The sequence below is a fragment of the Streptomyces sp. NPDC045967 genome (genome assembly GCF_056430495.1).
Genome location: NZ_JBWKLE010000005.1, coordinates 220928 through 241661 on the forward strand (window position 1 = coordinate 220928; position 20734 = coordinate 241661).

Sequence of the window (20734 nt, forward strand, 5' to 3'; positions counted from 1 at the left end):
CGGGGGGCGGATCCCCTCGAAGCCACACCCGCCCCCTCAGCCTCGCGAGTGCGAGGGCTTGAGGGCGTTGAGGAAGGGCTCCAGGGCCGCACGCAGGGCGGCCGGCTGGTCGTAGTGGAGGTAGTGCCCCGCGTCGGGAATCTCGGCGTACTGGCCGGCCGGCAGGACGCGGACCATCTCCTGGGCCTCGGCCCGGCCGAGTTCGCCGTCCAGACCGCGGACGACCAGGGTGGGGCAGCGGACCTGGGCCAGCTCCTCCCAGTGGGCGTCGTGCACCCAGGTCTCGCGGGCCCTCAGCATCTGGCGGCGGGAGAAGAGCGGGCGCCAGCCGTCGGGGGCCTGGTGCATGACCTCGGCGAAGAACGCGCCGCGGGCCGGGTCGGGGCGCTCCACCCGCGGATCGTCCTCGCCGAACCAGCGGCGGGCGGCGTCCTGGGTGGGGAAGGGCAGGGGCCAGCGGCGGAACCAGTCCTCCCACTCCTGCTGGGACGCCTCGCCGAGGGCCGAGGCGCGCATGTCGCAGATGACCACGGCTTCGACCAGCTCCGGTCGGCGGGCCGCGAGCTGCCAGGCGGTGAGGGCGCCCATGGAGTGGCCGATCACGGTCACGGGGGCGAGACCGAGCTGCTCGACGACGGCCTCGGCGTCCGCCACGAACGCCTCGCGCGTGAAGGGGCCGCTGCTCGGGCGGTCGCTCTGGCCGTGTCCGCGCTGGTCCAGGGCGATGACGCGGCGCTGCTCGCCGAGCCAGCGGGCGGTGCCGGACCAGTGGAGGGCGCGGCCCATGAGCCCGTGGAGTAAGAGCACGGCGGGGCGGGGATCCGGTCCCGCGGGTCGGCCCGCGGAAGCGGAGTCCGCTTCGCGGAACTCCCAGGCGGCCAGGCGTACGCCATCGGCCCCTGTCACATCGATGCGCTGTACCACCGCAGATGCACCCCCTTCGCTCCCGGCCAGACTATCGAACCCGCATTCGAAAACGGGCGTCTCGCCGACAACACCGCTCTTTCGAGTGACCTTGCTCAAGGATTGGCCGCCGCTGCCGATGGAGATCCTTTCATCAGGGAGGCGGGCCGCTCGGGGAAGACGGTCCGAAGGGGACGACCTTGAGAGCTCGGGGCTCCAGGTCACCAGGGGAGGACCGGTCCCGGCGCCGCGAGGCGCCGGGACCGCCCGCTTTTCCCGTCAGATGTCTTCTACACCACCGGTCGGCCCGGCATCGGCGTCCGCCGGGAACCGGCCCGAAGCGGTGACGCGTCAGCGCTTCGCCACGAACACGTGCGAGGCGATCTCCGCGTCCAGCTCGGCGGCCTCGCCACCGCTGCCGACCAGGACTCCGCCGGGGGACTCCGTCACGCTCACCACGGAACCGGGCTGCACGCCCGCCCGGCGCAGCGTGTACATCAGCTGGGCGTCCGTCTGGATCGGCTCCCCGATCCGGCGCACGACCACGGTCTTGCCCTCGACGCCCGGGTCCAGCTCGGTGAGGCTGACCATGCCGTCCTCCAGGAACGGGTCCGCCTCGGCCTTCTCGCCCAGCTCCTCGAGGCCCGGGATCGGGTTCCCGTACGGGGACTCGGTGGGGTGGCGCAGCAACTCCAGCACCCGCCGCTCCACCGCCTCGCTCATCACGTGCTCCCAGCGGCAGGCCTCGGCGTGCACCTGCTCCCACTCCAGGCCGATGACGTCGACGAGCAGGCACTCGGCCAGCCGGTGCTTGCGCATCACGCGCGTCGCCAGCCGGCGCCCCTCCTCCGTCAGTTCCAGGTGCCGGTCGGTGGCGACGGCCACCAGGCCGTCCCGCTCCATCCGCGCCACCGTCTGGCTCACCGTCGGACCGCTCTGGTCGAGCCGCTCGGCGATACGGGCGCGCATGGGGACCACACCTTCCTCTTCCAGCTCGAGGATGGTGCGGAGATACATCTCCGTGGTGTCGATCAGTCCGGACATTCGTGCCCCTCGGATTGCGTGCGCTGGCCCTGCCCCCAATTCTGACGCATCGGGCGCAGAACCGTCCCGCCCCGAGCGTCAAGCCCTGTCCCGGACATCCCCGCGGGGAGCCGGCGCGGACCTTCCGCCGGATTGACGTGCGTATTGACACGCCCTTGGTCCAGACCGCACGGTGAGCGGCGGACGCGGACCCGCCCCGTCAACCAGCCCCGACCCCGGAAGGCCATCGGCGTATGAGCGAGAGCAAGCTGGCCGGTCAGTTCTTCGACGCCGCCATCGGTCTGCTGGAGCGGGTCCGGGAGGAGGAGGCCGGGCGGATCGCCGAGGCCGGCGCCCTCGTCGCCGACGCCGTGGCCGCCGGGAACCGGCTCTTCGCCTTCGGCGCGGGGCACTCCTCGCTGCCCGCGCAGGACGTGGTCTACCGGGCGGGCGGACTGGCCCTGATGAACTTCCTCGCGGTCCCCGGCACGGCCGGCATCGACGTCATGCCCGCGACCCTGGGCAGTGCCCTGGAACGGGTCGACGGCCTCGCCGGCGCCGTCCTGGACAGCAGCCCCGCCTCCGACGGCGACGTCCTGGTGATCATCTCGCTGTCCGGGCGCAACTCCCTGCCGGTGGAGATGGCGATGAACGCCCGCGCCATCGGCCTCCGGGTGATCGGGGTGACCTCGGTGGCGTACGCGACCGGGACCAAGTCGCGGCACGTCTCCGGCACCTTCCTGAAGGACCACTGCGACGTCGTCCTGGACACCAAGATCGCGGTCGGTGACGCCGAGCTGACCCTGGACGGCATCGACGCGCCCTTCGCCCCCGCCTCCACCGTCGTGACCTGCGCCGTCATGCAGGCGGTGATGGCCGCGGCGGCCGAGGGGCTCGCGGCCCGCGGGATCGAGCCCCCGCTGCTGCGCTCGGGCAACGTCGACGGCGGCCACGAGTGGAACGGCCGCGTGATGCAGGAGTACGGCGACCGGATCTTCTTCCGCCACTAGCCTCCGGCGGTCGGCGGTCGAGCGGGGCCGCCCCGGGAGGCACGGCCCGCCAGGTCCAGGTCGGCGGCGATGCGGCCCGCGACCTCCTCCGCGTACGCCGCGTCCGGCGCCTCGAAGGCGGCCCGCGAAGGCCCCCGTACGAAGGTCAGGGCGCCCAGGGTCCGCCCGCGGCTGCGCAGCACGGTGCACAGCGCGTGCGCCGCACCCTCGGGCCAGTGCCGGGCCCGCGCCCACTCGGGGTCCGCCGCCCCCCGCGGGGCGCTCGTGCGCACCGAGCCGATCCGGTCCAGCGCCTGGAGCACGGGATGCCCCGCCCCGTACCGCACCGGGATCGCACCGGGCCCCGCCAGCGCGGGCGGCGCGACGGCGGAGCGTACGAGGCGGCGCCGCTCGGGACCGGCCGACGGGTCCAGTACGTCCAGCAGGGCGTGCTCGGCGAAGCCCGCGAGGGCGAAGTCCAGCCGGACGGCCGCCGCCTCGGCCGGGTCCTCGCACTCGGCGGCGGCCCGGCCCGCGCGGTGCAGCTGGTGGGAGCGGAAGCGCAGCTGCGCGGTGTCCAGCTGGGCCTGCCGGGCCTCGGTGACGTCCTGGAAGAGCCAGCCGACCCCGAGCGGCACCGGCTCCTCGGCGAGCGGCGAGGCCAGCCGCAGGAACCCGCAGCGCAGGCACCGCCGCCGCGATCCCTCCGGCGTCCGCACGGACACCCACAGCTCGACCGGCGCGGGCGGCGCCCCCTCGGCGAGCACGTGCTGGAGGGCTCCTTCCAGTTCCTCCACGCCCTGGAGGAGGAGTTCGCCGATCGGCCGGCCGAGCAGCGCGGTGCGCCCGGCGCCGAGGACGCGCGCGGCGTGCGCGTTGACGACGGCGGGGCGCAGGTCGACGTCGACGAGGACGACGCCCCAGGCGGCGTCCTCCATCAGGGCTTCGCTGAGCGCGATGGAGCGCTCTAGGTCGATCTGCGCGTGCACCTCGCTGAACGCGCAGTACACGCCGGCCGGTCTGCCGTCCGCGCCGGGCACGGCGGCGGACTGGGTGCGGACGAGGACGCGTCCGCCGTCCTTGGTGAGCAGCGCGAACTCGTGGACCTGCCGGCCGGGCACGTCCTGCGCCGCCATCAGCCGCTCCTGCACGTCCTGTGCGTCGGCGGGCCGTACCGCCCAGCCCTCGAAGCCCTTGCGGCCCACGGCCTCCGCGGCGGACCAGCCCAGGATCCGCTCGGCCTCGCGGTTCCAGTGGGTGATCACACCGTCGGAGTCGAACGCGCACAGGGCGGCGTCCATCCCGTCCAGCAGTGCTGCGAGCAGATCGTCGTCGGTGGTCTCGTCACGTCCGGAAGCAGTCACCTGGCACCCCCAGCAGGTGTTCGCGTGTGCGGCACGTCAGATCATTGAACTGGAACGTGACGCAGCCCACACACCGTTCCCCCGAATGCCCCGGAATGATCCGTTTCGGCTGGGCGGGGGCGGGGCGGGCGGGCCTGCGTGAAGGGTGCGGAGAATATCTGCTTGTGCGCCGCCGGAGAGGCTCCTAGGCTCTGCCGTACACGAGAAGGGAGGTGGTTCCCGAAATGTACGGAAACCGGACGCGTGAGGTGGCTGCGGGCTAAGCGCCCGTCGTCGCACGCACCCAGTGCGGTGCCCGGCGGGAACGCCAGGCGCCAATCCCAAGCAGTCACCCGACCCGCGGGCTCGCCGGTACGTCCGGCCGGCTCCTCCCCACTGCAGGGGGAGGGACCCGAGCCCGCGGGTCGTCTGCGTTCCCGCGCCGCCGGGGCGGGAGGCCCGGGCCGGGCGCGGCCGTCCTTACGGGCAGAGCCGCTCGACGCGCCACTTCGCGGCGTCCCCGCCGTCGCGCACGTACCGCAGGCGGTCGTGGAGGCGGTTCTCGTGGCCCTGCCAGAACTCCACCTCGCCGGGCACGACCCGGTAGCCGCCCCACTCCGGCGGGACCGGCACCCGCTCGCCCTCCGGGTAGCGCTGCTCCAGCTCCGCGTAGCGCCGGTCCAGTTCGGCGCGCGAGCCGATCACCCGGGACTGCTCGCTGGCCCAGGCGCCCAGCTGCGAACCGTGCGGGCGCGAGCGGAAGTACGCCGCCGTCTCCTCCCGCCCGACCCGCGCGGCCGTGCCGGTCACGATGACCTGGCGGGCGATGGGGTGCCAGGGGAAGAGCAGGGCGACGTGCGGGTTCTCGGCGAGGTCGCGGCCCTTGCGCGAGCCGTAGTTCGTGTAGAAGACGAAGCCCCGCGCGTCGAACTGCTTGAGCAGCACCGTGCGGGAACTCGGGCGGCCGTCGGCGGTGGCCGTCGAGACGATCATCGCGTTCGGCTCGAAGACGTGCGCGACGGCGGCCTGCTGGAACCACCGCGCGAACTGGTCCATGGGATCGTCGGCGAGGCTGTCCTCGGACACGATCTCGGAGCGGTACTGCTTGCGCATGAGGGCGGGGTCAAGGTCCTGATGGGTCACGCCGGCCATCCTGCCGCAGTGCGCCTGGCGGGGGTGTGCCGTATGTCACGCTTCCGCAGTCCGGCCGGAACGGACAAAATCTTGGGGCCGGTCCGACGGTCCCCGCGCGGGTGGCCATCGGCCGCGCCGGGCATCAACGGGGATGACCGCGCCGGACCGCGAATCACGCCGGGAGCCGCGCGTGTTCGCACTATCTGAGGAGCCGCCTGATGTCCGACTTCGTACCCGGGCTCGAAGGGGTCGTCGCGTTCGAGACGGAGATCGCCGAACCCGACAAGGAAGGCGGTGCGCTCCGCTACCGCGGTGTCGACATCGAGGACCTGGTCGGCCACGTCTCCTTCGGGAACGTGTGGGGTCTGCTGGTCGATGGTGCGTTCAACCCCGGGCTGCCCGCCGCGGAGCCCTTCCCGATCCCCGTCCACTCCGGTGACATCCGGGTCGACGTGCAGTCCGCGCTCGCCATGCTCGCCCCCGTGTGGGGTCTGAAACCGCTCCTGGACATCGACGAGCGGACCGCCCGCGACGATCTCGCGCGCGCGGCGGTCATGGCGCTGAGTTACGTGGCGCAGTCCGCCCGCGGCCAGGGCCTGCCCATGGTCCCCCAGCGGGAGATCGACAAGGCGGAGTCCGTGGTCGAGCGGTTCATGATCCGCTGGCGGGGCGAGCCGGACCCCAAGCACGTCAAGGCCGTCGACGCCTACTGGACCTCGGCCGCCGAGCACGGCATGAACGCCTCCACCTTCACCGCGCGCGTCATCGCCTCCACCGGCGCGGACGTGGCGGCGGCCCTGTCCGGCGCCGTCGGGGCGATGTCCGGGCCGCTGCACGGCGGGGCGCCCTCTCGGGTGCTGGGCATGATCGAGGAGATCGAGCGCACCGGCGACGCCGTGGCGTACGTGAAGAAGGCCCTGGACAAGGGCGAGCGGCTGATGGGCTTCGGGCACCGCGTCTACCGAGCCGAGGACCCGCGTGCGCGCGTGCTGCGGCGCACCGCCAAGGAGCTGGACGCGCCGCGCTACGAGGTGGCCGCCGCGCTGGAGAAGGCCGCCCTGGAGGAGCTGCACGCGCGCCGCCCCGACCGGGTGCTGGCCACCAACGTGGAGTTCTGGGCCGCGATCATGCTGGACTTCGCGGAGGTCCCGGCGCACATGTTCACGTCGATGTTCAGCTGCGCCCGCACCGCCGGCTGGTCGGCGCACATCCTGGAGCAGAAGCGCACGGGCCGCCTGGTGCGGCCGTCGGCCCGCTACATCGGACCCGGCCGGCGCGACCCGCGGGACATCGAGGGCTACGCCGGCATCGGCGGCAGCACGGTCTGACCCGCCGGCCGGCCCCGTGACGCGCCGGTGAAGGGCGCCGTACCCCGTGGCGGGGTGCGGCGCCCTTCACGTGCCCAGCCCGGGGCCGCGTCGGGGGCTCAGCCCAGGGTCGCGTCGAGGATGCGGGCCCACTGGGCGATCACGCGGTCGCGGCGGGCCGTGTCGTCGGTGAGGACGTTGGCGAGGCCCAGGCCGCGGGCCATGTCCAGCAGGCCCTGCACGGTCTCCCGCACGCCCGGCACGGACTCGTCCGCCCCCAGCAGTTCCACCGCGATGCGGTGGGTCTCCCGGCCGACGCGGGCCTCCAGTTCGGTGACCCGCGGGCGCAGCTGCTCCTCGTTGGAGGCGGCCACCCACAGCTGGAGCGCGGCCCGGAACAGGCTGCCCGTGTAGAGGTCGACGAGGGCCTCGACCACGGCGGGGCGGGCGGCCGGGCCGGCGTGGAAGAGTTCGCGCAGGGCGGTGGAGCGCTCCTCGGCCACGTACTCGACGGCGGCGGTGAACAGGTCCTCGCGGGTCGGGAAGTGGTGCTGGGCCGCACCGCGGGAGACACCGGCCCGTTCGGCGACGACGCCGACGGTGGAGCCCGCCCAGCCGTGTTCGGCCAGGCAGGAGACGGCCGCTTCGAGGAGGTGGCGGCGGGTGACCCGGCTGCGCGCCTGCTTGGGGCCGGCCGGCGCGGGCGCGGCGGGGCCGGTCGCCCCGCCCGTCACAGCGACCATGACGGCTCCCGGCGCTCGAAGCGTGCGGTGATGCCCTCGCGGGCCTCGGCCGAGGCGAAGAGCTCCGCGGACAGCCCGGTCAGTCGGGCGCCGTCGCGGTGCAGGGTCTCGCGCACGGTCGCCGCGGTCAGCGCCTTGGTGGCGGCCAGGCCCTGCGGGGAGGCCCTGCGCAGGCCGGCGAGGACCGGCTCCAGGGCCTGGTCCACGTCGTCGGCGTGCAGGGTGAGCAGGCCGATGCGGGTGGCTTCGGCGGCGTCGAACACCTCGGCGGTGAGGAAGTAGCGGGCGGCCGCGCGCGGGTCCAGGCGGGGCAGCAGCGGCAGGGAGATCACGGCGGGGGCCAGGCCGAGGTGGGTCTCGGTGAAGGCGTAGGAGGACTCCGGTCCGGCGGCGGCGATGTCGCAGGCGCCGAGCAGGCCGAGGCCGCCCGCCCGGACGTGGCCGGTGACGCGGGCGAGGACGGGCTTGGGCAGTTCGGCGATCTCGCGGAGCAGGGCCAGGAAGTCGGCCGGGTCGCACGGGGACGCGAGGTCGGCTCCGGCGCAGAACGTGTTGCCGGTGTGGGTGAGGAGCACCGCCCGGACCGCCGGGTCGGCCGCGGTGTCGGCGAGCGCGGCCCGGAGCTCGGCGACGAGGCCGGTGGAGAGGGCGTTGCGGTTGGCCGGGGAGTCGAGGGTGAGGGTGGTGATGCCGGTCGCTCGCGCGGCGTGGACGGGTGGGGCCATGTCTCCTCCGGAAGGGGTGGCGGCGGGGGCGTTCCCCGTGCCGGGGGCTGCGGGGGCCCGGCGGGACTGGCGCCCTGCCCGCCGGTCCCGCCGGGCAGGGCATCGGGCCCGCTCCGGCGCCGTCCGGTCTCGGGCGAGACCGGAAGACTAGTACGACTTCGGAAGGCCCAGGGTCTGGTGGGAGACGAAGTTGAGGATCATCTCCCGGCTGACGGGGGCGATGCGGGCGACCCGGGAGGCGGTGATGAGGGAGGCCAGGCCGTATTCGCGGGTCAGGCCGTTGCCGCCGAGGGTGTGCACGGACTGGTCCACCGCCCGGACGCAGGCCTCCCCGGCCGCGTACTTGGCCATGTTCGCGGCCTCACCCGCTCCCATGTCGTCGCCGGCGTCGTAGAGGTGGGCCGCCTTGCGCATCATCAACCGGGCCAGTTCCAGCTCGATGTGGGCGGTGGCCAGCGGGTGGGCCACGGCCTGGTGGGCGCCGATGGGTTCCTTCCACACCTGGCGGGTCCTGGCGTAGTCGACGGCACGGGCGAGGGCGTGGCGGCCCATGCCGATGGCGAAGGCGGCCGTCATGATGCGTTCGGGGTTGAGGCCGGCGAAGAGCTGGAGCAGGCCGGCGTCCTCGTCGCCGACGAGCGCGTCGGAGGGCAGGCGCACGTCGTCCAGGACGAGTTCGAACTGCTTCTCCGCGGCCTGCAGTTCCATGTCGATGACCGTGCGGCCGAAGCCGGGGGCGTCCCGCGGGACGATGAACAGGCAGGGCTTGAGGCGGCCGCTCCCGGCGTCCTGCGTGCGGCCGACGATGAGGGTGGCGTCGGCGATGTCCACCCCGGAGATGAAGACCTTGCGGCCGGTGAGGATCCAGTCGTCGCCGTCGCGGCGGGCGGTGGTGGTGATCCGGTGGGAGTTGGACCCGGCGTCGGGTTCGGTGATGCCGAAGGCCATGGTGCGGCTGCCGTCGGCGAGGCCGGGAAGCCAGGTCCGCTTCTGGTCCCCGGTGCCGAAGCGGGAGATGACCGTGCCGCAGATGGCGGGCGAGACGACCATCATGAGCAGCGGGCAGCCGGCCGCCCCGAGTTCCTCGAGGACGATGGAGAGTTCGGTGATGCCGCCGCCTCCGCCGCCGTACTCCTCGGGCAGGTTCACCCCGAGGTAGCCGAGCGCGGCCGCGTCGGCCCACAGCTCGTCGGGGTGGCCGCCCTCGCGGGCGACGCGGGCGAGGTAGGCGCGGCCGTACTTCTGCCCCAGGGCGGCGACCGCCGTGCGCAGGGCCTGGTGCTCGGGCGTTTCGATGGTGGCGGAACTCATGACGTCGTTTCCTCCTGGACTACGGCGAGCAGGGCGCCGAACTCGACCTGCCGGCCCGTGGTGGCGTGGAGCGCGGTGAGCGTGCCGGAGGCCGGAGCGAGGATGCGGTGCTCCATCTTCATGGCCTCCAGCCAGAGCAGGGGCTGCCCGGCGGTGACCGCGGCGCCCGGGGCGAGGCCCTCGGCGACGCGGACGACCGTGCCGGGCATGGGGGCGAGGAGCGAGCCCGGTGCGGTGCGGTCCTGGGGGTCGGCGAACCGGGGGACGGGGGTGAGGGAGTGCGAGCCGAGCACCGAGTCGACGTAGAGGTCGGAGTTGCTCTCATTCCGTTTCACGTGGAACAGGCGTCGGACGCCCTCGACTTCGAGCGTGACGAGGGTGGGCGTGGCGGACAGGACGCGGACCCCGGGGTGGTCCACGGGGTGGTAGGCGACCTCGTACTCGGTGCCGCCCGCGGTGTAGCGGCGGGTCCGGGGCTGGGAGCGGAGGTTGCGCCAGCCGCCGAGGCGGGCCGCCAGGGGCGCGCCCGGGCCGGGGGCCGCTTCGGCGAGGGCCGCGGCCAGCGCGGCCAGGGTGGGGTCCGGTGCGCCGTCGGTGAGGGCGGTCAGGTGCCGCTCGTAGAAGCCGGTGTCGAGCCGTCCGGCGGCGAACTCGGGGTGGCGCAGGGACCGTACGAGCAGCTCGCGGTTGGTGGTCAGCCCGTGGATGCGCGCTCCGGCCAGGGCGTGGGCGAGGACGCGGACGGCCTCGGCGCGGGTCGGGGCATGGGCGATGACCTTGGCGAGCATGGGGTCGTAGTGGATGCCGACCTCGTCCCCGTCGGTGAAGCCGGTGTCGACGCGGACCTCACCGGACACGGCCAGGGTGTGCAGGACGCCGGTCTGCGGGCGCCAGTCCCGGGCGGGGTCCTCGGCGTACAGCCGGGCCTCGACGGCGTGGCCCGCGGGTTCGGGGGGCGCGGGTGGCAGGGCCGCGCCCTCGGCTATGCGCAGCTGGAGGGCGACGAGATCGAGGCCGAAGACGGCTTCGGTGACGGGGTGTTCCACCTGGAGGCGGGTGTTCATCTCCAGGAAGTACGGGCGCCCGTCGGCGGTGACGAGGAACTCGACGGTGCCGGCGCCCTGGTAGGAGACGGCGCGGGCGGCGGCGACGGCGGCCTCGTGGAGGCTCGCGCGCAGGCTGTCCGGCAGCCCGGGGGCCGGGGCCTCCTCGATGACCTTCTGGTGGCGCCTCTGGAGGGAGCAGTCGCGGGTGCCGAGCGCCCAGACGGTGCCGTGGGCGTCGGCGAGGACCTGCACCTCGACGTGGCGGCCGCGCTCCACGTAGGGCTCGGCGAAGACCTCGCCGTCACCGAAGGCGGAGCGGGCCTCGGCGGCGGCGGCCTCCAGCTCCTCCTGGAGGGCGTCGAGGTCGCGGACCACCCGCATCCCGCGGCCCCCTCCCCCGGCGGCCGCCTTGAGCAGCAGGGGCAGGTCGGCGGCGGTGGCGGCGGCCGGGTCGACCGGTTCCAGGAGCGGGACGCCGGCGGCGCGCATCAGCTCCTTGGCCCGCGTCTTGGAGGCCATCGCCTCGATGGCCTCGGGCGGCGGGCCGATCCAGGCCAGTCCGGCGGCCCGGACCTCCCGGGCGAACCCGGCGTTCTCGGAGAGGAAGCCGTAGCCGGGGTGGACGGCGTCGGCCCCGGCGGCGAGCGCGGCCTTGATGACCAGGTCTCCGCGCAGGTAGGTGTCGGCGGGGGCGGCGCCGGGCAGCCGTACGGCCGCGTCGGCCTCGCGCACGTGCAGGGCGCCGGCGTCGGGGTCGGAGTGGACGGCGACGGTGGCCAGGCCCAGGGCGCGGGCGGTGCGGAAGATCCGGACGGCGATCTCGCCGCGGTTGGCCACCAGGAGGGAGGTCAGGACGGTCATGTGCGGGCTCACATCCGGAAGACGCCGAAGCCGCCACGGGCGCCCTCGACGGGGGCGTTGTGGACGGCCGACAGGCACAGGCCGAGGACGGTACGGGTGTCGCGCGGGTCGATGACGCCGTCGTCGTACAGCCGCCCGGACAGGAACAGGGGCAGGGATTCGGACTCGATCTGCGCCTCGACGAAGGCGCGCATGCCGGCGTCGGCCTCGTCGTCGTACGGCTGCCCCTTGGCGGCGGCGGACTGCCGGGCGACGATCGAGAGCACCCCGGCGAGCTGCTGGGGTCCCATGACGGCGGACTTGGCGCTGGGCCAGGCGAAGAGGAACCGGGGCTCGTAGGCCCGGCCGCACATGCCGTAGTGGCCGGCGCCGTAGCTGGCGCCGATCAGGACGGACAGGTGGGGGACGCGGGAGTTGGCGACCGCGTTGATCATCATGGAGCCGTGCTTGATGATGCCGCCCTGCTCGTACTCCTTGCCGACCATGTAGCCGGTGGTGTTGTGCAGGAAGAGCAGCGGGATGTCCCGCTGGTTGGCGAGCTGGATGAACTGGGCGGCCTTCTGCGACTCGGCGCTGAACAGCACGCCCTGGGCGTTGGCGAGGATGCCGACCGGGTAGCCGTGGAGGGTGGCCCAGCCGGTGACGAGGCTGGGGCCGTACAGCGGCTTGAACTCGTCGAAGTCGGAGGCGTCGACGATGCGGGCGATGACCTCGCGGGGGTCGAAGGGCGTCTTCAGGTCGGCCGGGACGATCCCGAGGAGCTCCTCGGGATCGTGGACCGGCTCCTCGGCCTGCGGCGGCTCCGCGTGCGCCGGGCGGTGGTTGAGGCGCGCGACGATGCGGCGGGCCTGGCGGATCGCATCCTGCTCGTCGAGGGCGTAGTGGTCGGCGAGGCCGGAGGTGCGGGCGTGCATGTCCGCCCCGCCGAGGGACTCGTCGTCGCTCTCCTCGCCGGTGGCCATCTTGACCAGCGGCGGGCCGCCCAGGAACACCTTGGAGCGGTCCTTGATCATGATGGTGTGATCGGACATGCCGGGGACGTACGCGCCTCCGGCGGTGGAGTTGCCGAAGACGACGGCGATGGTCGGAATCCCCTCGGCGGACAGCCGGGTGAGGTCGCGGAAGATCGCGCCGCCCGGGATGAAGATCTCCTTCTGCGAGGGCAGGTCGGCGCCGCCGGACTCCACCAGGCTGATGCAGGGGAGGCGGTTCTGCCGGGCGATCTCGTTGGCCCGGAGCGCCTTCCGCAGGGTCCAGGGGTTGCTGGCGCCACCGCGGACGGTGGGGTCGTTGGCGGTCACCAGGCACGGGACGCCCTCGACCGTGCCGATGCCGGTGACCATGGAGGCGCCGACGGGGTGGTCGCTGCCCCAGGCTGCCAGCGGGGACAGCTCCAGGAACGGCGTGTCCGGATCGAGGAGCAGCTCGACGCGTTCGCGGGCCAGGAGCTTGCCGCGGCCGCGGTGGCGGGCGATGTACTTCTCGCCGCCGCCCAGCAGGGCCTTCGCGTGCTCGGCGTCGAGGGCGGCGAGGCGTTCCAGGGCGGCGGTACGGGCCTGCGCGTGCTCGGGGGCGTGCGGGTCGACGGTGGTGCCGAGGCGGGTCATGGGCCGGTCCCCTCCGGGGCGGTCGCGGGTTCTTCGCGGGCGGTGTGCGGCAGCAGGTGGGCCGGGATGTCGAGGTGGCGGGCGCGGAGCCATTCGCCGAGGGCCTTGGCCTGGGGGTCGAAGCGGTGACCGGAGGCGACGCCGTCGCCGAGGATGCCGTGGATCTCGAAGTTCAGGGCGCGGAGGTTCGCCAGCACGTGCCGGGTGACGGGGAGGTCGCGGGTCTCGGGGAGCAGGTGGCGGAACAGGTCGACGGTGAGGGTGCGCTCCAGCCAGTCCCAGGCGGGGGCCGACTCCACCCACACGCCGACGTTGGCGTCGCCGCCCTTGTCGCCGCTGCGGGCCCCGGCCAGTGCTCCCAGGGGGGCGCGGGTGGTGGGCCCTGCGGGGCTCCCCCCCACCCCGCCCCTCCCCGAACCGGGGCGCAGCCCCGCACCCGGCGCCTCAAACGCCGGCGGGGCTGAGGAGTCGGGGCTCAGCCCCGGGCCCCGCGCCTCAAACGCCGGCGAGGCTGAGGGGGCGGGGCTCAGGCCCGGCACCCGCACCTCCCCCGGTCGGGCTGGGGAGTCGGGGCTCAGGCCCGGGGCCCGCGCCTCCGCCGGCGGGGCTGAGGGGGCGGGGCTCAGGCCCGGGGTCCGCGCCTCGAGTTCCGGTGGGGCTGGTCGGGCCGCCGCGCCGGCGTGGGGGGAAGCCTTCGTGGGCGGGATGGGTAGGCGGGTGCCGTTCGGCAGGACTGCCGTGTGGGGGACCTCGGCGGCCGGGACCAGGGTCGAGGTGAAGATGCCGTACGGCTGGGCCGGACCCGGCGGGGAGGTCACGTGGAAGCCCGGGTAGCTCGACAGCGCGAGTTCCACCGCCGCCGAGGTCAGCGCGCGGCCCACCCGGTCCGGGGACGGGTCCCGGACCACCAGGCGGAGCAGGGCGCTCGCCGTCTCCTGCGTCGCGGCGTCCTCGTGGTCGGTGCGCGCCACGGTCCAGGAGGCGTCCGCCACCCCTTCCAGCGCCCCGGCCAGCTGCGCCCGCACCAGCGCCGCCTTCGCCTCGACGTCCAGTCCGGTCAGGACGAACACCACCTCGTTGCGCCAGCCGCCGATGCGGGTGGCCCCCACCTTGAGCCGGTCCGGCGGCGGTTCGCCGAGCGCGCCCGAGACGCGGACGCGGTCGGGGCCGTCCGAGGAGAGCCGAACGGTGTCCAGGCGGGCGGTGACGTCCGGACCCGCATAGCGGGGGCCCTGCGTCTCGTAGAGGAGCTGCGCGGTGACGGTGCCGGTCGAGACGACCCCGCCCGTGCCGGGGTGTTTGGTGATCACCGAGGAGCCGTCCTCGGAGACCTCCGCGAGAGGAAAGCCCGGACGGCCCACGTCGTGCGCGGTGAAGAACGCGTAGTTGCCGCCGGTGGCCTGGGCGCCGCACTCCAGGACGTGGCCCGCGACCACCGCTCCCGCCAGCCGGTCGTAGGCGTCGGGCGGCCAGTCGAACCACCAGGCCGCCGGGCCGCTGACCAGCGCCGCGTCCGTGACCCGGCCGGTCACCACCACGTCCGCGCCCGCCCGCAGGCAGGCCGTGATCCCGGCTCCCCCGAGGTAGGCGTTGGCGGTCAGCGCCCCCTGCCCGTACTCCCCGTGCGCCATCAGGTCGTCGCCCTCGACGTGCGCGACGGTGACGGGCAGGCCCGCCTCGGCCGCCAGCTTCCGTACCGCGCCGGCCAGGGCGGCCGGGTTCAGGCCGCCTGCGTTCGTGACGATCCGGACGCCCCGCTCGTGCGCGAGCCCGAGTCCCTCCTCGAGCTGGCGCAGGAAGGTCTTCGCATAGCCGAGGTCGGGGTTCTTCAGGCGGTCGCGGCCGAGGATGAGCATGGTCAGCTCGGCCAGGTAGTCCCCGGTCAGCACGTCCAGCGGGCCGCCGGTCAGCATCTCGCGCACGGCGTCGAAGCGGTCCCCGTAGAACCCGGACGCGTTGCCGATGCGCAGGGGCCGGCGGGTCACCGCGAGCCCTCCGGGGCGCGGCCGGGACCCGCCGGGCCGGCGAACGCCTGCGCGATGCCCAGCCACCGGTCCGCGTCGGGGCCGGTCGCCGTCAGGGCCAGGTCCGAGCGGTGGGCCCGCTGGGTGACGAGCAGGCAGAAGTCGAGCGCGGGCCCGGTGATCCGCTGCGGGGCGTCCGCGGGGCCGTAACTCCACACCCCGGAACCGTCCGGGGCCGCGAGCTCGACCCGGAACTCCTCGGATGGTGCGGGCAGTCCGCGTACGGCGTAGGCGTAGTCCCGGGCGCGTACGCCGATCCGGGCCACGTGCCGCAGCCGGGCGGTCGGGGTGCGGCGGACGCCGAGCGCGTCGGCGACGTCCTGGCCGTGCGCCCAGGTCTCCATCAGCCGGGCGCTCGCCATGGAGGCGGCCTTCATGGGCGGCCCGTACCAGGGGAAGCGGGCGGCAGGCGACGCCGCGGCGAGGGCCGCGTCGAGGCCGGCGCGGCCGGAACGCCAGCGGGCGAGCAGGTCGGCGGGCGGCAGCCGCGCGCCTTCCCGCGCTCCTTCGTCGACGAAGGAGTCGGGGGCCGCGAGGGCCTCCTCGACCATGCGGGCGAAGCCGGCGGCGTCGGTGAGGGAGGCGGTCGCGGCCCGGTCGGTCCAGTGCAGGTGGGCGATCTGGTGGGCGATGCTCCAGCCGGGCGCGGGGGTGGGCCGCGACCAGTCGGGGCCCGGCAACTCCGCGACCAGGGCGTCGAGTTCCCGGCCCTCCTCGCGCAGATCGGCGAGGACGGCGGCGGTGGCATCGACGGCGGACGGATCGGGCACGCTGTGCTCCCCTCTCGGCGTGAGGGGAACACTGGCAGCCGCCAGCAAAACAATCAAGCACGCTTGCATGGTTTTCCGGCACGGTGGCGCGTTCCCGCCACGGCCGCCAACCAGGCGCACTCACACGGGCGTTGACCGCCCCACCGGGGCCGGTGCCGGTCGCCGGGCGGAGTGGCCGCCCGCCGGGCCGGGGCCGGGCGGGGGCGATTTCGGCCGTACGCCGGAAACCCGCGGTACGTCACCGGATGTCCCGCCGATACTGGTCGCTGCGCTCCGGGCCCGGGCGAGCGCAGCACGTTCATGTCACTCGACGCAGACCACCACGCAGAGGATGGACCGACGTGACTCCAGCCGCCCGACCCCCGCAGCCTCCCCCGGCGCCCTTCTCCCTCCACCCCGAGCTCGACGCGAACGCCCTGCACGCCTTCGTCACGGCCCTGGAGAGCGGCGACGTCACCGGCCTCGCCCCCGCCCGCGCCGCCGAGGTCGCCGAGGTCCGGTCCGTCGCGGTCTTCACCCGCGCCAAGGTGGCCGGCGCGGAGGGGGCCCTGCTCGACGCCGCGCTGTGGCGCCGCAGCGGCGGCCGGCCGCGTCCGGTGATCGTCATGCCCTCGCCGTGGACCAGCCTGGGCTGGCTGGTGTACGCCGTGCAGGCCACCCTCTTCGCGGCCCGCGGCTACGACGTCCTCGCCTACACCGCCCGCGGCTTCCCCGGCTCCGGGGGCCGGGTGGAGATGGCGGGCCCACTGGACGTCGCCGACGGCAGCCGCGCCCTGGACCACCTCCTCGACCGCGCCGCCGGCCCGGTGACGAAGGTCGGGTTCCTCGGGGAGTCGTACGGCTCCGGCATCAGCCAGCTCGTCGCCGCGCACGACACCCGCGTCGACGCCGTGGTCGCGCTCAGCGCCTGGGGCGACCTCGGGGAGGTGTTCCACGAGAACTCCACCCGCCGCACCGCGGCCGTACGGGCGCTGCTCGGGGCGGCCGCGAAGGCGCGGCTGAGCCCGCGGACGCGGAGCGTCTTCGACGACGTCCTGGCCGGCCGCGAGCTCCGCGCCACCCTGGCCTGGGCCGAGCCGCGCTCGCCGCTCGGCCACGTCAAGGAGCTCAACCGCCGCCAGGTGCCGGTCCTGTACGCGCACGCCTGGCACGACACGCTCTTCCCGGTGAACCAGACGCTGAGGATGTTCGGTGAACTGACCGGCCCCAAGCGCGTGGTTCTGTCCATAGGCGATCACGCGGGCCCCGAGGCGTCGGGACTGCTCGGGCTGCCGAACCGGGTCTGGACGGACGCCCACCGCTGGTTCGACCACCACCTCATGGGGGCCGCGAACGGGATCGCCGACGAGGGGCAGGTGCTCGGCGAGGTCATGTGGGACAAGACCCTCGAAGCACGCCCCACCTGGCCCTCCCTCACCGAGCACACGCACCGGCTGTACCTGGCGGGCGGCGGGGACCTGGCGGAGGCGCCGGAGGCGGGCTGGACGGCGACCGTGCTGTGCGGGATGGACACCCCGGCGGTCGTCGCCGACGCGGTGGTCCTGTCCGGCTGCGCGGAGATGGCCGGCCGGCCCCGGGCCTATCCGACGGGCGCCCTCGACCGCTCCGTCAGCGCCGTGTGGGCCTCGGCGCCGGTGGAGGAGACCACCCGGCTGCGCGGCACCCCCGAACTGCGCGTCACCTACCGGGCGCCCAACCCCGGCTCCGCGTTCGTGGCGTACCTCCTGGACACGGCGCCCGACGGCACGGCGCACCTGGTCGCGCACGCCCCCTACACCGACCTGGACTCCGCCCCCGACAGCCTGGTCAGCGCGGACATCGCACTCCAGGCCACCGCCTACGACGTCCCGCGCGGCCACCGGCTGCTGCTGGTGATCGACGCCGGCGACCCCTTCTACGGCGACGCGAACCTGCCGCGCGCGACCCTGGCCTTCACCTCGCCGGAGGCGACGCCGTCGTACCTGGACCTGCCGCTCGGATAGCGCCCGCCGCCCGGGCAGGGCCCGTAACCGGACCTGCCGCCCGGGCAGGAGGACAGGGGTACGCCCCGCCCGGCCGCTCCCCCGCGGGCGGCCGGACGGGGCGTACGGTCTCAGGGGCGACGGGTGAAGTCCATCGTCCAGTTCTGGAGCCAGTGACCGCCCCCGTCGAGCGAGAAGTACTGCTCCCAGCGCGGCGACTCGCCTGCCGCCGTGCCCGACCACACGTACCGCACGAGGACCGGCTTGCCGTCGTACGTGTCCTGCCCCTCGAAGACCCCGCGCCCGCCGTCGAACCGGCCGGTCACGGGCGGGAAGAGGACGCCGGTGCGGCGGCTGGACCAGTACAGCGACCACTGCTCGCGCTCCCGGTCGAAGAGCCGCAGCGTCAGACCACCGAAGCCCTTCGTCGGAAAGTCGATCTCGTCGAAGCTGGCGCCGCCGTCGAAGTGCCGGGAGATGCGGGACACCGCCGGGAACTCCTCCCAGGTGCCGTCCGGGTCGAGGAAGTCGGCGCGCCAGCGGTTGGCGACGTCCCAGGTGCCGATGAGGAAGTCGAAATCGTTCATGCGGGGACCGTAGGAGCACTCCACTGACATCATGTGTCAGTGAAGTCGAGCCGTCTGCTGTCGATCCTCCTCCTGCTCCAGACCCGGGGCCGGATGACCGCCGCCGAGCTGGCCCGTGAGCTGGAGGTGTCCGTCCGGACGGTCTACCGCGACGCGGAGGCGCTGGCGGCGGCGGGCGTCCCGCTGTACGGGGATGCCGGGCACAGCGGCGGCTACCAGCTGCTCGCCGGCTACCGGACCCGGCTGACCGGGCTCAGCACGGGCGAGGCGGAGGCGCTGTTCTTGACCGGCATGCCCGGGCCGGCGGCGGAGCTGGGCCTCGGCCGGGCCCTCGCGGCGGCCCAGCTGAAGCTGCGGGCGGCGCTGCCGCCGGAGCTGCGGGCGCAGGCCGACCGGATGCGCGCGCGCTTCCACCTGGACGCGCCGGGCTGGTACGCGGAGCACGCGCAGACCCCGTACCTGGCGCAGGTCGCGGACGCCGTGTGGCAGGGCCGGATGATCGAGGTGCGCTACCGGCGGTGGAAGGAACCGCGGGAGGTGGACCGGCTGCTCGCCCCCTACGGCCTGGTCCTGAAGGCGGGCCGCTGGTACCTGGTGGCGGGCCCGGACGACGCCCGGACGTACCGGGTGGACCAGGTCCTGTCGGTGACGCCGACGGAGCGGACCGCGGAGCTCCCCGAGGGCTTCGACCTGGCGGCGCACTGGCGCCGGACGCAGGAGGACTTCCACGCGCGGCTCCACCCGGAGGAGGCGCAGGTGCGGCTGTCCGCCCATGCCGCGTCCCGGCTGACCGGACCCCAGGCCCGCGCCCTGGCCGCCACCGGCCGCCCCGACCCGGACCTGCCAGGCTGGACCCGCGCCACGCTCCCGATCGAGTCGGCGGCCCACGCGGAGGCCCAGTTCCTGGCGCTGGCCGCGGAGGCGGAGGTGCTGGGCCCACCGGCCCTGCGCACCCGCATCCGGTCCACCCTGAGCACGCTGACGGCCCGCTACGCCACGGGCCCGAACGCCCTCACCTCAACGGGTTCTCAGCATGCCTGACCCGGCCCGGCCGCGGCCGTGGCGCGGAGGAGGTCGCGGATGAGGGCGAAGTCGACGTCGGCCGGGTTGCGGAAGCGGAGGCAGGCTTTGCCCATGTCGTGGGGGGCCAGGCGGTCCGCGAAGGCCGCGCGGACGTCCGTGCGCATCAGGTAGAAGGAGATGTACTGCTTCTGGTTCGCCCAGGCGATCTCCCCGGCCTCCGCACCGGGCCGGATGTACACGGGCATCCCGTAGGCGATGGCCTCCTCGAAGCCCGGCAGCTGGGCCAGGCACAGCTCCCGCAGGCGGTGAAGGGCCTCGCGGCGGGCGTCCGGGGCGGCGGCCAGGTAGGCGTCGGCATCCATCAGGCGGCCCGCTTCCGGGTCTGGGAGCGGACCGCGCCCATGCTCGCGGCGATCACCAGGGCGATGGCCAGGGCGTCCAGGGCGGACATGGCCTGGTTCAGGACCAGGAAGCCGGCGGTGGCCGCGATGGCCGGTTCCAGGCTCATCAGGATGGCGAAGGTGGGGGCGGGCAGCCGCCGCAGGGCCAGCAGTTCCAGCGTGTACGGCAGGACGGACGACAGCAGGGCCACGCCGACGCCCAGGGCGAGGGTGCTCGGGACCAGCAGGTCGGAGCCGGCTTGCACGATGCCCAGCGGCAGCGACAGCACGGCCGCCACCGCCATGGCCAGGGCCAGGCCGTCGGCCTGCGGGAAGCGGCGGCCCGTGCCCGCGCTGAACACGATGTACGCCGCCCACATCGCGCCCGCCCCGAGCGCGTAGGCCGCGCCCAGCAGGTCGAGGCCGCCGAAGCCGGCGCCGCCGTGCCCGGCCAGCAGCGCGACACCGGCGAGGGCCAGGCCCGCCCAGAGCAGGTTCACCAGCCGCCGCGAGACGACCACCGACAGGACCAGCGGGCCGAGCACCTCCAGGGTGACGGCCGGGCCGAGCGGGATGCGGTCGATGGCCTGGTAGAAGAGGCCGTTCATGCCCGCCATGGCCACGCCGAAGGCGATCACCGTGCCCCAGTCGGCACGGAGGTAGCCGCGCACCGTGGGCCGGCACAGGAGCAGCAGCACGAGCGCGGCGGCCGCCAGGCGCAGGGTGACCACGCCCGCCGCCCCCGCCCTCGGCATGATCATGACCGCGAGGGCGGCGCCGAACTGCACCGAGACCCCGGCCGAGACGACGAGCGCGACCGGGCCGAAACGGGAGCCGCCGGCGGGGGCGGTGACTGCGGCGGACGGGACGGAACCGGTGGCCGCGGTGGCGCCGGTGGCCGGACCGGTGCCGGTGGACGGGGTCGTTCCGGTGGCCGGGCCGGCGGTCGGTGTGGGGGAGGCGGAAGACGCGGGCATCCCTCCAGGTTAGTGGTTCG

At 74.6% G+C, this 20734-nt stretch carries 18 protein-coding genes; 4 read left to right on the plus strand and 14 right to left on the minus strand.

What is annotated here, in order from left to right:
• Window positions 1-36 precede the first annotated feature (36 nt).
• Together AC07FY_RS13855 and AC07FY_RS13860 are read right to left on the minus strand one after the other, a co-directional pair.
• Entirely contained in the window at window positions 37-924 is an 888-nt protein-coding gene (locus tag AC07FY_RS13855; RefSeq protein WP_479005045.1) for an alpha/beta fold hydrolase, read from the minus strand.
• A 330-nt stretch (window positions 925-1254) separates the two neighbouring features.
• Window positions 1255-1947, minus strand: a complete 693-nt coding sequence (locus AC07FY_RS13860; protein WP_479005048.1) for an iron-dependent transcriptional repressor DtxR — start codon at window positions 1945-1947, stop codon at window positions 1255-1257.
• 233 nt (window positions 1948-2180) lie between these two features.
• Between AC07FY_RS13860 and AC07FY_RS13865 the strand changes: the two genes are divergently transcribed.
• Window positions 2181-2936 (plus strand): SIS domain-containing protein, encoded by a 756-nt coding sequence (locus AC07FY_RS13865; protein ID WP_479005051.1) that lies wholly within the window; start codon window positions 2181-2183, stop codon window positions 2934-2936.
• Here the strand turns inward: AC07FY_RS13865 and AC07FY_RS13870 are convergent.
• Together AC07FY_RS13870 and pdxH are read right to left on the minus strand one after the other, a co-directional pair.
• Window positions 2933-4279, minus strand: coding sequence for a PAS domain-containing protein (locus tag AC07FY_RS13870; RefSeq protein WP_479005053.1), 1347 nt, complete (start codon window positions 4277-4279; stop codon window positions 2933-2935). The genes AC07FY_RS13865 and AC07FY_RS13870 overlap by 4 nt on opposite strands.
• Window positions 4280-4738: 459 nt before the next feature.
• On the minus strand, window positions 4739-5410 hold the full coding sequence (gene pdxH, locus AC07FY_RS13875) for a pyridoxamine 5'-phosphate oxidase (protein ID WP_479005055.1): 672 nt from the start codon (window positions 5408-5410) through the stop codon (window positions 4739-4741).
• A gap of 200 nt (window positions 5411-5610) precedes the next feature.
• Here pdxH and AC07FY_RS13880 point away from each other — a divergent pair, with 200 nt between their 5' ends.
• On the plus strand, window positions 5611-6720 hold the full coding sequence (locus AC07FY_RS13880) for a citrate synthase 2 (protein ID WP_479005057.1): 1110 nt from the start codon (window positions 5611-5613) through the stop codon (window positions 6718-6720).
• 98 nt (window positions 6721-6818) lie between these two features.
• Here the strand turns inward: AC07FY_RS13880 and AC07FY_RS13885 are convergent, their stop codons facing one another.
• The 7 genes from AC07FY_RS13885 to AC07FY_RS13915 form a co-directional block, all read right to left on the minus strand.
• Entirely contained in the window at window positions 6819-7442 is a 624-nt protein-coding gene (locus AC07FY_RS13885) for a TetR/AcrR family transcriptional regulator (RefSeq protein WP_479005059.1), read from the minus strand.
• The gene (locus AC07FY_RS13890; protein ID WP_479005061.1) at window positions 7430-8167 is read right to left on the minus strand and encodes an enoyl-CoA hydratase family protein; all 738 of its coding nucleotides are present in this window, start codon (window positions 8165-8167) and stop codon (window positions 7430-7432) included. Before AC07FY_RS13890 ends, AC07FY_RS13885 begins: the two co-directional genes overlap by 13 nt.
• 147 nt (window positions 8168-8314) lie before the next feature.
• Window positions 8315-9478 carry an acyl-CoA dehydrogenase family protein gene (locus AC07FY_RS13895; protein ID WP_479005062.1) on the minus strand — a complete coding sequence of 388 codons (1164 nt, stop codon included), beginning with the start codon at window positions 9476-9478 and terminating at the stop codon, window positions 8315-8317.
• Entirely contained in the window at window positions 9475-11385 is a 1911-nt protein-coding gene (locus tag AC07FY_RS13900; RefSeq protein WP_479005064.1) for an acetyl/propionyl/methylcrotonyl-CoA carboxylase subunit alpha, read from the minus strand. The genes AC07FY_RS13895 and AC07FY_RS13900 overlap by 4 nt, the downstream gene beginning before the upstream one ends.
• 8 nt (window positions 11386-11393) lie before the next feature.
• A complete protein-coding gene (locus AC07FY_RS13905) occupies window positions 11394-12992 on the minus strand; it encodes an acyl-CoA carboxylase subunit beta (protein WP_479005066.1) in 1599 nt (532 codons plus the stop codon).
• Window positions 12989-14977: an acyclic terpene utilization AtuA family protein gene (locus AC07FY_RS13910; RefSeq protein ID WP_479005067.1), complete on the minus strand. Its 1989-nt coding sequence runs from the start codon at window positions 14975-14977 to the stop codon at window positions 12989-12991. The genes AC07FY_RS13905 and AC07FY_RS13910 overlap by 4 nt, the downstream gene beginning before the upstream one ends.
• A complete protein-coding gene (locus AC07FY_RS13915; protein ID WP_479005070.1) occupies window positions 14974-15786 on the minus strand; it encodes a TIGR03084 family metal-binding protein in 813 nt (270 codons plus the stop codon). The genes AC07FY_RS13910 and AC07FY_RS13915 overlap by 4 nt, the downstream gene beginning before the upstream one ends.
• A gap of 341 nt (window positions 15787-16127) precedes the next feature.
• Here AC07FY_RS13915 and AC07FY_RS13920 point away from each other — a divergent pair, with 341 nt between their 5' ends.
• Complete coding sequence (locus tag AC07FY_RS13920) at window positions 16128-17768, plus strand: CocE/NonD family hydrolase (RefSeq protein WP_479005073.1); 1641 nt, start codon at window positions 16128-16130, stop codon at window positions 17766-17768.
• 110 nt (window positions 17769-17878) lie between these two features.
• Here the strand turns inward: AC07FY_RS13920 and AC07FY_RS13925 are convergent, their stop codons facing one another.
• On the minus strand, window positions 17879-18334 hold the full coding sequence (locus AC07FY_RS13925; RefSeq protein WP_479005075.1) for a hypothetical protein: 456 nt from the start codon (window positions 18332-18334) through the stop codon (window positions 17879-17881).
• 39 nt (window positions 18335-18373) lie between these two features.
• Between AC07FY_RS13925 and AC07FY_RS13930 the strand changes: the two genes are divergently transcribed.
• Window positions 18374-19375 carry a helix-turn-helix transcriptional regulator gene (locus tag AC07FY_RS13930; RefSeq protein ID WP_479005078.1) on the plus strand — a complete coding sequence of 334 codons (1002 nt, stop codon included), beginning with the start codon at window positions 18374-18376 and terminating at the stop codon, window positions 19373-19375.
• Here AC07FY_RS13930 and AC07FY_RS13935 read toward each other — a convergent pair.
• A complete protein-coding gene (locus AC07FY_RS13935; RefSeq protein ID WP_479005081.1) occupies window positions 19363-19719 on the minus strand; it encodes a DUF1801 domain-containing protein in 357 nt (118 codons plus the stop codon). The two genes, AC07FY_RS13930 and AC07FY_RS13935, sit on opposite strands and share 13 nt — an antisense overlap.
• Window positions 19719-20714 carry an EamA family transporter gene (locus AC07FY_RS13940; protein ID WP_479005084.1) on the minus strand — a complete coding sequence of 332 codons (996 nt, stop codon included), beginning with the start codon at window positions 20712-20714 and terminating at the stop codon, window positions 19719-19721. The genes AC07FY_RS13935 and AC07FY_RS13940 overlap by 1 nt, the downstream gene beginning before the upstream one ends.
• Between the last annotated feature and the right edge of the window lie 20 nt (window positions 20715-20734).

Coding starts and splice junctions, on each gene's coding strand:
- AC07FY_RS13895 (WP_479005062.1), bottom strand. CDS start 9,478: ATGAGTTCCGCCACCATCGAAACGCCCGAGCACCAGGCCCTGCGCACG.
- AC07FY_RS13900 (WP_479005064.1), bottom strand. CDS start 11,385: ATGACCGTCCTGACCTCCCTCCTGGTGGCCAACCGCGGCGAGATCGCC.
- AC07FY_RS13935 (WP_479005081.1), bottom strand. CDS start 19,719: ATGGATGCCGACGCCTACCTGGCCGCCGCCCCGGACGCCCGCCGCGAG.
- AC07FY_RS13905 (WP_479005066.1), bottom strand. CDS start 12,992: ATGACCCGCCTCGGCACCACCGTCGACCCGCACGCCCCCGAGCACGCG.
- AC07FY_RS13860 (WP_479005048.1), bottom strand. CDS start 1,947: ATGTCCGGACTGATCGACACCACGGAGATGTATCTCCGCACCATCCTC.
- AC07FY_RS13925 (WP_479005075.1), bottom strand. CDS start 18,334: ATGAACGATTTCGACTTCCTCATCGGCACCTGGGACGTCGCCAACCGC.
- AC07FY_RS13865 (WP_479005051.1), top strand. CDS start 2,181: ATGAGCGAGAGCAAGCTGGCCGGTCAGTTCTTCGACGCCGCCATCGGT.
- AC07FY_RS13940 (WP_479005084.1), bottom strand. CDS start 20,714: ATGCCCGCGTCTTCCGCCTCCCCCACACCGACCGCCGGCCCGGCCACC.
- AC07FY_RS13890 (WP_479005061.1), bottom strand. CDS start 8,167: ATGGCCCCACCCGTCCACGCCGCGCGAGCGACCGGCATCACCACCCTC.
- AC07FY_RS13885 (WP_479005059.1), bottom strand. CDS start 7,442: ATGGTCGCTGTGACGGGCGGGGCGACCGGCCCCGCCGCGCCCGCGCCG.
- AC07FY_RS13880 (WP_479005057.1), top strand. CDS start 5,611: ATGTCCGACTTCGTACCCGGGCTCGAAGGGGTCGTCGCGTTCGAGACG.
- pdxH (WP_479005055.1), bottom strand. CDS start 5,410: ATGGCCGGCGTGACCCATCAGGACCTTGACCCCGCCCTCATGCGCAAG.